Source organism: Sutterella massiliensis, from assembly GCF_016899755.1.
Classification (GTDB): Bacteria; Pseudomonadota; Gammaproteobacteria; order Burkholderiales; family Burkholderiaceae_F; genus Sutterella; species Sutterella massiliensis.
Map to the genome: position 1 here is coordinate 34,173 of NZ_JACJJC010000013.1, position 13,027 is coordinate 47,199.

Consider the following 13,027-nt stretch of genomic DNA (forward strand, 5'->3'; position numbering starts at 1 on the left):
GAGCGGACAGCTGCTTGACTTGTCCGCTCCGAGCGCTTGCGACGGTTCGCTGCCTGTCAAGCGCTTGCCCGCATATATTCAAGCAAAGAGAAGCCCGTTTCCCGCCGAGTTTGGCGGAGTGCGGGCTTCAGCCTATCCAATCTGGCCTCCCCAAAAGGAGACCGCTTTCTTTGAGGGCCGATCCATGGATGACCGCACCGTAAACCCGATTCTGCAGACGCAGAGTACGCTCGCTTTTGACTTCAACCGTGAGGAGGTGCTCAAAATCGATGCCTGCGATGCCGTCTGCTCGACTCGGGCGAGCGCCGTCAACGGATCGACGCTCTCGCTCGAGTCGACGCCCGTGCGCGTCAAGGTGCGGCCTGCCGCTCGTATTCGCCCGAACTTTGCGTCCGAAGGCAAGCGCCGTGCGGCACTCGAACTCTTTGAAGCCGGAAAAGGCTACAAGACCGTAGCCGATGCGCTCGGGCTTTCCGTCAATACCGTGCGCGACTGGTCGCGCGCGTTTAAAAAAGGACGCTTCTCCGTGAAACTCTCAGCCAATCAATACAGATTTCCGACTGAAGTGCACGATCACGTGATCGCCGTTCGAGACCTGGGACTCTCTTGGCGAGAGGTTTCGAAAGCGACGGGCGTCTGCGTCTCGACGTGCCGGGCCTGGGTACTCGCGAGAGATTGCGACAAGCACTGACAATAGGGACGCAAAAAAGAAAAAACTGCCGGCAGCCTTCGCTCGGGAAGGCTGCGCCGGCAGAAAGATCGGCAGGTTCCCCTGGACGCGCCAAAAGAGTTTGCGCGAACGCGTCCGAGGCTGAGGGACGGCTTTTGGGCGCAGGGAGGGTGCACTCAAAAGCCAATACAAGGCGCTTCGATCAAGGCACCTTGAAGCCGAAGGAGTGGCACTGGTCGCAGAAGTCGACGCTCTTTTCATGTCCGACGTGGCAGTTGTAGCAGTCGAGATCCTTGCCGTAATGCGGCGACGTGTGCGGATTTTCTGGTTTGACGTTCTTTGTGGCTTCTACGACCGCGTCCTTCGGATGGCATGCCGTGCAGGTGTCCGTCGTCGGCATTTCATCCTTCGTTTTGTGGCAGGTCGTGCAGTCCATGCCTTTTTGCGCATGGAAGTCCGCAATGTTGTCGGCGGCAAGCGTCGTGCCGCTTGCCAAGAACACCAGCGCTGCGGCGGCTGTTAGGAGGAGAGAAGTCTTAGCAGTCATGATCGGTTTCAGACCGAATCCGCCCGAGCGCGACTGCTGCCCGGGCGATCCGAGTTGGCTCCTTGGGCGATTGAATGCCCGGGCGGCCGGCTTCGGAGGATGAAAGCCGTCCACCCGGGGGTATGCGCGGATTATTCGCTCTTGGCGGCGTTCTGACCCGCGATGCGGCCGTTCACGAGGCAGTCGAGAATGGCGCAGGAGCCAAGGCGCACGGCGCCGTGCACGCCCGAGGTGGCTTCACCGGCGGCGTAGAGGCCGGCAATCGGCTTGCTGTCGACGATGTCGATCACGTGGCACTTCATGTCGGTGACGAGACCGCCCATGCAGTGGTGAACCTTCGGGCTCATTTCGGCGGCGTACCAGGGGCCTTCGGTGAGCGGCACCTGTTCGTTGTTGATGTAGCGGCCGAATTCCGGATCGTTCTTCGAGGTCACTGCCTTGTTGAAGCCCTCGACCGTCTTCTTGAGTTCGTCGGCCGGAATCTTGTAGTCGGCGGCGATTTCGTCGAGCGACTTGTATTCCTTGACGATGCCGTCGGCAACGAGCTTCTTGAGCATGCCCGGACGCGCGACTTCATAGGCCTTGAGGTTCGGGAGCGTGCAGATCGCAACGGCGCGGTGACCGTTCGTCTGTTCGACCATGATCGCGTCGGCGCGAACCTTGCGGTTGGCGAGTTCGTTCACGAAGCGCTTGCCCGTCGTAGAAACCCAGAGGCCGTATTCGGCAGCACCCGACTGCGCGAAGGTCCAGCCGAGGCCCATGCCCTTTTCCTTCGGGTTGTTCCACGGCGTGCACTGGATCCAGTCGTTCTGAACCTGCGCGCAGCCGATGCGGCTCGTTTCGCGCCAGAGTTCGGCCGTAGCACCCGGCTGGTTCGTGCTGTCGAGCTTTTCGGTGAGCTTCGGGTCCTGCATCATGCGGTAGGGCACGTCGCGCGAGAAGCCGCCGTAGCAGAGAACCACGCCCTTCTTCGCGCGGATGAACTTCGTCTTGCCGGAATCGGCCTTCGGGAAGCGATAGCCTTCGCGGACTTCGACGCCGACCACACGGCCTTCGTCGTCGCGGAAGATGTGTTCGACGAGCGTACGGGTGCGGACCTTGACGCCGAGCTTTTCAAGGCGTTCGATTTCCTTCGAGACGATGCCCGAGCCCGAACCGTTCTTCGTGAAGACGTAGCGCGGCACGCTGTGGCCGCCTTCCTGGCCGATCGCGTCAAGGTTGTATTCGACACCGAGTTCGTTCACGGTCCACTCGTAGTTGGAGAGCGCGTTTTCGGCGAGGAGCTTCACCTTTTCGGGCTGGTTCATGTAAAGGCCCGCAACGAGGATGTCCTTGGCGAGGAGTTCGGGCGAGTCTTCGATCTTGTGCTTCTTCTGCTGCGGGCAACCCGTAGCAGTCAGAATGCCGCCGTTGATGACGGAGTTGCCGCCCGCGGTCGGCATCTTTTCAAGAACGATCGTGTCGGCGCCCGCCTTCTTGGCTTCAATGGCGGCAGCGAGGCCCGCAAAGCCCGAGCCGATCACGATGACGTCGACCGTTTCATCCCACTTTTGCGGCAGCTTCACGGCGCCCGCTGCGTGCGCGGAACCGAAGAGGCCGAAGGCGCCCAAGGCGACGGAGCCCTTAAGAAGCGTGCGGCGATTGAGATCTGACATTTTTGCTCTCCTTTGATGAGCGGGCCGCTCCATTCTGCGCTTTGCTCTCGTGGGGACGGGATGCCCAGGGCCGGATGTTCTCAGAGAACTCCGAGCATGGCGTCCCAAGCGAAAGAGCATTCAACGCGCGACGTGAACGAAGCTTCGAGCGCCGCTCGATTTCGACTGTGCCGTAGGGACGACTCCATCGACTTTTCGTCGAAAGGATTTTTGTGCCGCCCGCTGCGCGCAGACTCATTTTCGATCGCTCGACCTCCTAGGAGGTTTGCCCGAAACCAATGAAAACGTTCGACGAAGGCGCTGCCGAATGCTGCCAAAATACACTTCGCCTGACGACATGCAGTTGGGAGATCGCTTCTGCGGCAGGGATTTCAAAGAAGTAGATTCGTGCCTCGCGCAAAGGAACGCCAACGTTGTGCGATTCCCTGCAGGACTAGGCAAAAGGCTTTGGAAGGGGCAAGATTTGTCTGAAAAGAATATCGAGTCGAAGAAAAAGGTGAAAAAGCGGGGAGCGCATGAAGAGGAGAGTCGAGCAATCGATGCAGCAAGCGAAGCGCTGCGGCGTACGGGGGCGCTTGGTTTGTCCGGTCGCCTGCCGCTTGACCCTCGCTGCGTGCATTCTCTTATCGGGTTTGTTGGCCGGTCTTGTCGCCACAACGGCCCGCGCGGAAATCGTAGCCGTCGAAACGGGCCCCGAGCAGCCCAAAGCGGTCGCGCCCGTCACGACGACACCCGCGCCCTTCGTGCTGCCTGTCTTTGAAACGCCTGCGCCGCCGCACCGAGAAAAGGCGCTTGGGGCGGATGCGCCGATGCCCGAGGGTGTCAACCTTGACGAAGGCGAGCGGCTTCGCATACGCGTGGGCGTGCTTGCTTATTCGCCGCCATGGTACGACGGGGCGTTTGTTGACGAATCGCTGCAGTACCTGCGCTGGCAGCTGCCGCGCTACGAATTCGTCGTCCGCTACTATCCGCCCGAAGCGCTTCGCGCGGCAATCCGAAAGCGCGAAGTGGATGTGGCGGCAGCTTCAACGACCTTCTTTCACGCCGAGCGCATGCCGACGCTGCGCGAACTGGCGGCGATCGTTTCGGACACCGCTTCGGACCCGAGCCGTGCGGCGGCAGCGGCCGTCATCGTTCGCAGCGACAGTCCGCTTGAACGCATTGAGGACCTCAAAGGCCGTCGCGTTTCGGTTGTGGCCGACGAAGAAACGCCGGGTCTCTACGAAGTGCTCTACGAAGCGGCCAAGGCCGGGCACGACGCCGACACGTTTTTGGGTAGCCTCGTTCGCCGTCCGCCGCTTGAGATGAAGGGCGTTATTGACGACGTGCTCGATGGTCGGGCGGACGCAGGGATCTTGCGCGCCTGTTTCCTTGAGGACCTCTGGCGTGCGGGGAGCGTGAGCTACCAGAACCAAATTCGCGTGCTCGACCGCCGAAAGGGTGACGGGCTCGTCTGCTATCACTCGACGGACCTGTATCCGGGGTGGACGCTCGTTTCGAGCGAATCGCTGCCGCAGCGCGCGGCCCGCGAAATTACGGCGGAACTCCTCACGAAGCCCCAAAACGCCTGGGGGCAGTACTGGAGCGTTTCGACGGACCACTCTGCCGTGATCGAGATGTACCGCACGTTGAAGCTCGGGTCCTTTGCGTACCTGCGCGACTGGACGCTTGAGCGCATCTGGCGCGAGTACTGGCCCGCGATTGTGATCGGGTTCTTCACGCTTCTCACACTCCTTATTCACGGTGTCGTACTCGAAAAGCTGGTGCGTCGCCGCACGCGGGAGCTCGAGCGCGTACACGCCGAGCAGGCGCAGGCGCAGCGCGAAGCGCGCGAACTCACCGAACGCCTTGACGCGCTTGAGCGCGCGGGTGCCGTTGGTCAGCTTTCGAGCATTGTCGCGCACGAAATGAAGCAGCCCCTTGCCGTCATCCAGAACCTCTCTCGCGGGACGCTTCGCATTCTCGAAGACGAAGCGCCGGATTTGGGCGATGCGGCCGAGGCGGTGGAGAGCATCAACCGCGAAGCCGAACGCGCTGCGGGCGTCATCGATCGCGTGCGCGCCTACGGCAAGGGCCACGCGGATCGCGAACGGCTGTCGCTCGAGCGGGCGGTAAAGCGCTGTGTCGAGCGCTTCATTGCGTCCGGCAAGAGTCGTCTCGTTGAGATTCGTTTTGGCAGGCTCGAAGCGGGCGACGTTTTCGTCAATCCGATCGACCTTGAGCTCATCGTTATCAATCTCCTTTCAAATGCCGTCAATGCCGCTTCGACACGCAACCGTCCGACCGTTGAAGTGAGTGTCGAGAGGGAGCCCGAAGCGAAGGCCAAAAGCGGGAACGTCGAGATGGCGGGCGGCAGTGAAGCGCCCGCCATGATGCGGCTTTCCGTTGCGGACAACGGGCCCGCGCTGACGCAGGCCGCCTTCGATTCGCTCGGGCGCACCGTGCTCAAGTCTTCGAGCAAGGGACTCGGGCTCGGTCTTTTGATCGTGAAGAGTCTTACCGAGAGCTATGTCGGTCGGCTCACCTTCGAGCGCGCAGCGAACGGGGGGACGATTGCGGTCGTTCGGCTCCCCGTTGCGGCGCCCTCGGCGGGCGCTTCCGATGCTGAGACCGCCGCACGATCGGCAAACACCTATTCAACCATTGAGGCCACGCAAGCCAAGGATTCACCGACATGACCGAGCGCCATTTCGAAACCGATAAAACCGCGCAGCCGCTCGTTCGCATCGTGGACGATGACGAGCAGGTGCGCAGTTCACTCGCCTTCATGCTGCGTCAGGAGGGCTACGAGTGCGAGGCTTACGAAAGCGCCCGCGCATTTCTCACGGGCGACAGTCCTTCGCGTCCGGGCTGCCTCGTCCTTGACGTTCGCATGCCCGATATGACGGGGCTCGAACTGCAGGACGAAATGATTCGGCGCGGCATGACGCTGCCGATCGTCTTTCTTTCCGCGCACGGCGACATCGACATGGCGGTCGACACGATGCAAAAGGGCGCGGCCGCTTTTGTGCAGAAGACGGCCGACCGGAGCCGCCTGGTCGATGCAATTCACCGGGCGGTAGCGCGCAGCACGGGTCCCGCAGCGGATCCAGGCGTTGAGGTTGCGCGCTGGCATGCGCTCACGGACCGAGAACGCGAGGTGGCCGAACTCATTGCCGAGGGGCTTTTGAATCGCGAAGTGGGCGAGCGATTGGGCGGCATTTCGGTCAAAACCGTTCAGGTGCATCGCGGGGAAGTCTGCCGAAAGCTCGGCGTTAAAGGGGCCTCGGGCATTTCGCAGGCGGTGCGGCGCATACGCGCGATTCTCGGCGACGAGGAGGCGTAATGAAGCAAAAGAACTTTTCTGCCTATGCAGCAGAACTCGCCAGACGACGCATACTGCGTTCGGGCGCTTGGGCGGGACTCGGGCTCGCTGCGGGCGGTCTTTCGAGGGCATACGCTTCAGCGGATGCGGAAGATGCCGACTTTCTGCAGAGCGAAGGCACGGGACATCCTGTTCGCGTTGACGCCGAGCAGCGCGAGGACTGGGACGTCGTTGTGATCGGTTCGGGAGCGGCGGGGCTCGCCGCCGCGCTTGAAGCGCGCCGCGCGGGGGCGCGCGTCGTCATTCTCGAAAAGATGGGCAGCATCGGCGGCAATTCGGTGATTTCCGAAGGACTGGTGGGCGTGCCGGGTACGCCCATGCAGGCTGCGCTCGGCATTCACGATTCGCCTGAACTCTTTGCGGCGGACCTTTTGGCTGCGGGCTACGTCAACCATCCGGGCAAGGTGCGGGTGCTCGCTCAAAAGGCGCTTGAAACGTTCGAGTGGACGCGCGACGAATTGGGCGTTCGCTGGTGGGAGGACCGCCTCGAGTATGAGCTCGGCCAGAGCGTGCGACGAACGGCCGTTATCCGCGAAGCCAAGGGCGGCGGCCTCGTTTATCCGCTGTACGAACGCGCACGGGCGCTCGGCGTCGTGATCCGGCTGCGTACGAAGGCGCTCCACCTCCTTGAGGCTGAGCGACTCGGTGAGCGGCGCGTTGCGGCCGTACTCGCCGAAGACGCCTCGAGCGGCACGAGAATCGTTTTTCACGCCAGGCGCGGTGTCGTGCTCGCTTCCGGGGGCTTTTCGAGCGACATAGAACTGCGGCAAATGCAGAACTGGCGCTTGTCCGCGCGTGTCGGTACCGCGACGCAGCCGGGCTCCACGGGCGAAATGCTGCGCGAAGCAGCCCGCATCGGCGCGTGGCTGCTGCATCTCGAATACATCCACTGCATTCCGGACGCGAGTCCCGATGAAAAGGGCTGGGGCACAACCTGGAAATTCAGCCGCTACTGTGCGGCCACGCAGGGCATCTGGGCGGTGCGCCAGACGGGACAACGCTTCGTCAATGAAACGGGCGGCAACGTCGACAAGACAAACGCGATCTTCGATTTGCTTAACGCCGGACTGGAGCCCGTAGCCATTTCGGATGCGCGTGCCGTACGGCATCCGCAGTCGGTGATTTTCGGCACGAGCGACGTTGAGGCGCTCGTTGCGCGCGGGTTCGTGAGCCGCTATCCGACGCTCGAAGCGCTTGCCGAAGGACGCCGCATTCCGCTTGCGGCACTTCAAGCAACCGTTGCGCGCTACAACGACGCCTTGCGAAGCGGGCGCGAGCGCGACGAGATGGGCCGGCGCATCTCGCCCATTGCCGAACCCATGGAAGAGGGGCCCTGGTTCGCGAGTCCGATGCTTGCCAAGGTCCTCATGTGCAGCGGCGGCATCGCGGCGGACGACTGTGCGCGGGTGCTCTCCGTCGTGGACGATCGGCCGATTCCGGGGCTCTATGCGGCGGGCGAAGTTACGGGCGGCCTGCACGGGATTGCGTTCGTGGGCTCGGCGGGCCTTTTGGATGCGCTCGTTTTCGGACGCATTGCCGGACAGTGTGCGGCGAAGTCTCTTTAGACGCAGAAAAGCGGCGAAACGATTTTTAGCCACTCTGTCGAGCCCGCGGCGTCACGATTGTTCGAGAATCGGAGAAGCAGTCGACGAATCGTGTGCTTCGTGCGAGCGTCGAGCGCGTTCGCCTTCTCTCGAGTTTATAGATGACTCCTCTACGCTGCGCTTCTTCATTTGACAGTCCGTCCGCCGTGCTCAAGCGCTGGGCGCTCGTTGGGCTCTCGGCGCTTGTTGTGGGCGGGACGCTCTTTCTCATTGATTACGGTGCATTCGGCCGATACGACTATGTGGCCGATGCTGCGCCGGTCGATCCGGTGGTGCGGGCGCGCAGCCTGCTGGATGAGGGGAAGCTTCTTGAAGCGCAGGAATGGATTGAGCTCTATTTGTCGCTGCCGGGCGAAAGCGCCAAGCTTTGGTCAGGCGAAAAGGATGCCAGCGAGAGAGCGTCGGCAGAGAAGGCGGCGCTTCGTACAATGCTCGCCGACGTTAAGGAAAAGCGTGAATCGATCGCTTATCAGGCCGACGAAATCGCCAAAGGCTTTTTCTTCGGCGAAAGCGCCGAACCCTACGGTCAGGGTGCGGAGGTGGTTTCAAACTTCTTCGTCGTAGGGGACATTCGAGATCTGGCTACGTCAGGCATCAAGTGGCTTGAGGGCGAGGACGTCGACTATTTCGTCACAGTGTTGTCGGCTGCGGGGATTGCGCTTACCATCGCTTCCTTCGGGCCGCAGGCGCCCGCTGCTGCGTCGGCCAAGACGGCATTTTCAGCGCTCAAAGTCGCAAAGCGAGCGGGCAAAGTGCCGCCCGCTCTCGAGCGCGAGGTGCTCGAACTTGCCGGTCGCGCTGCCAAAGGAGAAGCTAAGCTTGCCGAAGTCGCCGCTCCTTTAGCCGACTTGGCGTCGTTTGCCAAATCGCACGGAAGCGCGGCGGCCCTTGAAGCGGTCGGGCGCAGCGAGAAGCTGGCTGACCTCCCGCGTGTTGTCAAAGCAGCGGAAGGCTTCGGCGACGAGGCGGCCGCGGCGCTTCGCTTTGGCGGTCGAGACGTGGTTAAGGCAGTCGAAAAGCACGGTGCGACGGAAGTCAAAGCCGTCATGAAGTACGGCGAGGACGCGGTCGGGAAGCTTTCGCGAATGGAAAAAGGAACGGCGAAGACGCTTTTGCGCGATATGCGCCGCTACGCATTCCTTTCGGGAAAGGCTGTCGTTCGCGCTACCCGAACGGTACTTGCAGCCGTTGGGTTATTCGGTTCGGTTCTTGGGGCGCTCCTCTCTGCCGCCGTGCTTCTTAAAGGGGTGCTCGCCGGCGTTTTGCGTTTTTTGTTGTGGCTTTCCCAAAAAAGCGCTCTGAGAAGACGTATGACGGCGAGCCGCGCCGGGAGTGCGGTCGACGAGGTCCGGGACAGAGACGGCCGTGTGGAACCGAAGTTCTGAGTGGTGCAGCAAGAAGACAGCGTGCACTGTTTAAGCGAACCCCAAATTTTTGACTGCCGCTCTAGTACAACGTTCGTTAAATAACGCTATTAATAAGCTCGTGGACCTCGTCCATTTTCCATTTCCATCGAAAAGGAACGGGGTCCTCGTTGCATTCTGCCACCCAGCGTTCGATATGACTCCGAAGTTCGTCCTTTGAGTTAACTCTCAGCCCGCGAAGGCTCACTCGAGCCATCTTGCTGAAGAAGGCTTCAATCAAATTCAGCCAAGAGGCATGCTTGGGTGTAAACACGAACTGGAAGCGCCCTTTGCGGGTGTCGAGATACGCTCGCGTTTCGCGCGAGGTGTGGATGGTGTGATTGTCAAGAACCATGAAGATCACGCAATCTTCGGGGTAAGTCGCATCGATCAACTTCAAAAAGTCGATGAAATCCGCACTCTTGTGTCGCTCGCGAATCAGGCTGTGCACTTTGCCGGTGATCAAATCTATGCCGGCAAGAAGCGACAAGGTTCCGTGCCGTTTGTACTCGTAGTCGCGACGAGTAAATCCGTTGTCGGCGCTCGGCCGCCTGTCCGGGTGAACGTTGCCAATCGCCTGAATCCCGGGCTTCTCGTCATACGAAACGAATACCGCCCCATTCGGTTGCGACGAACTGCTCAAGGTGTCCCTGAAGACGAGTTCCATTTCGACGCGCTTGTATAAGAGCAGAACTTCATGACACTTGGCAGAAAAGTCCGGATCCTTCTTCTCAAGGTAATAGCGACTGCGGTGAGGCTTAATCTCATCGCTATCCAGGATCGACCAAATAGTCGACTTGGATGCCTTCGCGAGCTCGCCGCCGAAAGGTTTTTCACTTGCGTGTTTTCGAACGTATTCGGCAAGCGTATCCATAGACCAAAGCGCCTGAGTCGGGGCGTCAGGCAGGTCTTTGGGCGGCGTACACGCCAGTTCCTTAACCCAAGTCCGCGCTTCGACGCCGATAACCGTCGGCCGGCCGCTGCGCTTCAAGTCGTCGAGCGCCATCATCGGGCCGATCTGCAGAGCTTTGCGAAGCATGCGGGCCACCGCACTGACGGATAGACCGACAGAGGCGGCGATCTCTCGCTGTGGCTGTCCTTCGGCGGCAGCAAGGAAAACTTTGGCTCGCTGCACTCGGCGAAGTTCCTCGCTTCGGGAGCCGGCTATTTGCTTCAGGGTTGTGATTTGCTCGGGAGTGAGTTCGAGTCGATTGCTAACAGGGCGACCGCGCGGCATAGGAGGGTATCCGTTATGGGAAAGTCCCTCCATTGTACCGCACATCTCTTTTAATAGCGTTATTTTGTGAACGTTGTACTAGTTCGACAGTAGGAGGAGTGTTATCAAAACCGAAAAACAACGAAAAAGCGTTTTTCGTTTACGAAATGGACTTGGCCGCAGATTGTTTGGGCGAGTTTGCAAAACGCTGCACAGCGGCCTGATTAGCGCAGGAGCTTCTTGTGCGCAGTCTCGCCGAAGTCATTCATGGCGGAACGCGGCTTCGGGAAGCGCTTCGATATCCCGACCGTCATGAGACCGGCATAGTCAAGCGCGGAAATGCCGGGGCGGTCGAGCCCGTCCATGGAGTTGGCGAGAAAGAGAAGGGCGCTGTCGACGTTCTCGCGCAAGAGTTTCAAGACGGCTTCGCCCGGCCGCAGGAAAAAGACGGCGTTATGCGTACGAAGCACGGGTGCAACGGGGCGCCCCGACTCGGCCGAAAGCACAAGTGCGTTGACTATCGTCTGCAGCAAATCTTTTTCGCGCATTGTTTCCGCCCAGCGGATCGGATCTTCTGGACGGCCGCCCTTCGATTTGTATTCAAGGGCAATGAGGCCGGTCGTGAGTTCGATTACGGCATCGGGCTGCGCTCGAAGGGGCCCGGCGCGAAAGGTTTCGCGGTCGGATTCGCGGAAAAGAATTCGCCCCATGTCGGCGGGCAGAAACGGTACGAGCCGAATGGGATCGTCCTCAATGCGGGCGACAAGTTCCGGGTCGAAAAAGACCGCTTCGATCCCCATGCCGCAGAGTTCGGCGTGTGCGGTCGTGAGGCCCGGGCGACGCTCGAAGGGAAGCGTCAGCAAAACGACCGCGTTCGCGAGCGGCGAAACGGGCGGAGGCGGCGCTGCATGTTCGCGAATCGGCACGGCTTTGCCGCTCGACTCGTAGGTAAAGACGGGCGCGGTCGGCATCGCGGGCGCAGCAGGCTGAACGCTCTGCATCGCCTGTGCGGCGTGTTCGTTCACGGTGTGGGAGGCGGCGGAAACGGCAGCCGCGGCCGCAACGGCTGCAAGCGTCGGTTCATCGCGCACGGGGACCGGCGCAGTGGACTGCAGATGCTGAGCGGGCTCTCCGAACGAAGGCTCCTTCTGCTCGATTGCCTGCGGTTCGGCGAGCCCCGGCTCGCGGCGCTTGGGCGCAACGAAGTCGTCGGCTTCGTCGCGAAGGCGCGCGAGGCCGATCGGCGCCTTCGAGCGCGATTTGGGAGGCGGCACGAAAGAGGCGAGCGGATCGTTCGAGACGGGGGCGTCGTCGGATTCGATGGCGCTCGGTAACTCTCGCTCGGGCGTTGCGTCGGCGTAGGCGGGCTTCGCCGCTTCGAGCGAAGAGTTCGCCTGTGCGGATGAGCCGGGCGCTCCGGGCGCCGCGGCCGCTGCAGACGCAGAGAGGCTGCTCTGTACGGCCTGAACGTTGAGCGTCGCCGCAGCGCGCTTTCTGCGCACGAGCGCGGCGACCGCAAAGAAGATCGCCGTGATGACGAGCGTGAGCGCGATGAAGGCGAAGACGACGAGGATGATGAGCCCCTGCGGGGTCGACGCCGCGTTGAGAATGGCTTCCTTCATGGCGGCCTCACGCTAGTGTTCGCCCTTGCGGCGATCGGGTCGCTTGGCGCCCTTCGGCCGATTAGAGCTCCCGCGATGGGGCTTCGTTCCGTTCGGTCGGCTCGAAACGAATTTCTCGGCTTTCTCGGTTTTCTCGCCCTTGTGCTTGGCGTGTTCGGGCGCGTAGCGCGGCGCGCTCCCTCGGCCGGCTTCGGCCAAAACGGCAAAAACGGTCGGCAGTTTCGGCAGCGTTCTTGCTGCTTGATCGAGCTCCTTCCACTCGCGCACGTGAAGCGTTCGGATCGACTCGCCCGCACCCATGATGTCGGTCGCGACCGTCACGCGCGTTTCGGGCGCGAGCGTCTTGACGAGCGAGGCGAGCATGTGCGTATTGCGGTAGGGTGTTTCGATAAAGAGCTGTGTTTCGCTTGCACGGCTCTGGCGTTCAAGATTCACGATTGCCGCGCGCCTTTCATCCTCGGCGATCGGGAGGTAACCGAGAAAGCGGAATCGCTGACCGTCCAGGCCAGATGCCATGAGCGCAAGCAGAATTGACGACGGACCGACGAGCGGGCGCACGCGGATGCCGAGCGCATGCGCGCGGGCGACAATCTGCGCCCCCGGATCCGCAACGCCGGGGCAACCCGATTCGGAGAGGATCGCTGCGTCTTCGCCCGCAAGGACAGGCGCGAGCCAACCGTCGATCTTCCCGGGGTCGGGATCGTGTCCGATTTCTTCAATCACGAGTTCGCTCACGGGCTTCGGATGCCCCATGGCCTTGATGGCCGCGCGCGCCGTCTTGGCCGCTTCGACGAGAAAGCGGTCTATGCGGCGCATGGCGTCAAGCGTCCCGGCGGGAAGCGCGTCTGCGACTTTACCGTCGCTCACGAGGTTGGGAAGCAGGTAAATAGTGCCCGGCATGAGTGGAACTCGAAAAAACGGAAAAGGGATCGTGCGGCGTGCCCGC

At 61.5% G+C, this 13,027-nt stretch carries 10 protein-coding genes; 5 read left to right on the plus strand and 5 right to left on the minus strand.

Annotated elements, in window-relative coordinates; genetic code table 11:
* Positions 1-184: 184 nt before the first annotated feature.
* The gene (locus H6A60_RS08495) at positions 185-691 is read left to right on the plus strand and encodes a helix-turn-helix domain-containing protein (RefSeq protein WP_205103453.1); all 507 of its coding nucleotides are present in this window, start codon (positions 185-187) and stop codon (positions 689-691) included.
* Between the two features lie 181 nt (positions 692-872).
* On the opposite strand, the gene H6A60_RS08500 is transcribed toward H6A60_RS08495, so the two are convergent.
* Positions 873-1,217 (minus strand): cytochrome c3 family protein, encoded by a 345-nt coding sequence (locus H6A60_RS08500; protein ID WP_205103455.1) that lies wholly within the window; start codon positions 1,215-1,217, stop codon positions 873-875.
* Between the two features lie 131 nt (positions 1,218-1,348).
* A complete protein-coding gene (locus H6A60_RS08505) occupies positions 1,349-2,872 on the minus strand; it encodes a flavocytochrome c (protein ID WP_205103458.1) in 1,524 nt (507 codons plus the stop codon).
* 539 nt (positions 2,873-3,411) lie between these two features.
* On the opposite strand from H6A60_RS08505, the gene H6A60_RS08510 reads away from it, so the two are divergent.
* From H6A60_RS08510 to H6A60_RS08525, 4 genes are all read left to right on the plus strand, one after another.
* Positions 3,412-5,550 carry a sensor histidine kinase gene (locus H6A60_RS08510; protein ID WP_205103460.1) on the plus strand — a complete coding sequence of 713 codons (2,139 nt, stop codon included), beginning with the start codon at positions 3,412-3,414 and terminating at the stop codon, positions 5,548-5,550.
* A complete protein-coding gene (locus H6A60_RS08515; protein WP_205103462.1) occupies positions 5,547-6,197 on the plus strand; it encodes a response regulator transcription factor in 651 nt (216 codons plus the stop codon). Before H6A60_RS08510 ends, H6A60_RS08515 begins: the two co-directional genes overlap by 4 nt.
* Entirely contained in the window at positions 6,197-7,801 is a 1,605-nt protein-coding gene (locus H6A60_RS08520) for an FAD-dependent oxidoreductase (protein WP_205103464.1), read from the plus strand. Before H6A60_RS08515 ends, H6A60_RS08520 begins: the two co-directional genes overlap by 1 nt.
* A 140-nt stretch (positions 7,802-7,941) precedes the next feature.
* The gene (locus H6A60_RS08525; RefSeq protein WP_205103466.1) at positions 7,942-9,225 is read left to right on the plus strand and encodes a hypothetical protein; all 1,284 of its coding nucleotides are present in this window, start codon (positions 7,942-7,944) and stop codon (positions 9,223-9,225) included.
* A 76-nt stretch (positions 9,226-9,301) separates the two neighbouring features.
* Here H6A60_RS08525 and H6A60_RS08530 read toward each other — a convergent pair whose 3' ends face one another.
* From H6A60_RS08530 to H6A60_RS08540, 3 genes are all read right to left on the minus strand, one after another.
* Entirely contained in the window at positions 9,302-10,525 is a 1,224-nt protein-coding gene (locus tag H6A60_RS08530) for an IS630 family transposase (protein ID WP_338054854.1), read from the minus strand.
* 158 nt (positions 10,526-10,683) lie between these two features.
* Positions 10,684-12,081 (minus strand): hypothetical protein, encoded by a 1,398-nt coding sequence (locus H6A60_RS08535; protein ID WP_205103470.1) that lies wholly within the window; start codon positions 12,079-12,081, stop codon positions 10,684-10,686.
* A 12-nt stretch (positions 12,082-12,093) separates the two neighbouring features.
* Positions 12,094-12,981 carry an SAM-dependent methyltransferase gene (locus H6A60_RS08540; protein ID WP_205103472.1) on the minus strand — a complete coding sequence of 296 codons (888 nt, stop codon included), beginning with the start codon at positions 12,979-12,981 and terminating at the stop codon, positions 12,094-12,096.
* Between the last annotated feature and the right edge of the window lie 46 nt (positions 12,982-13,027).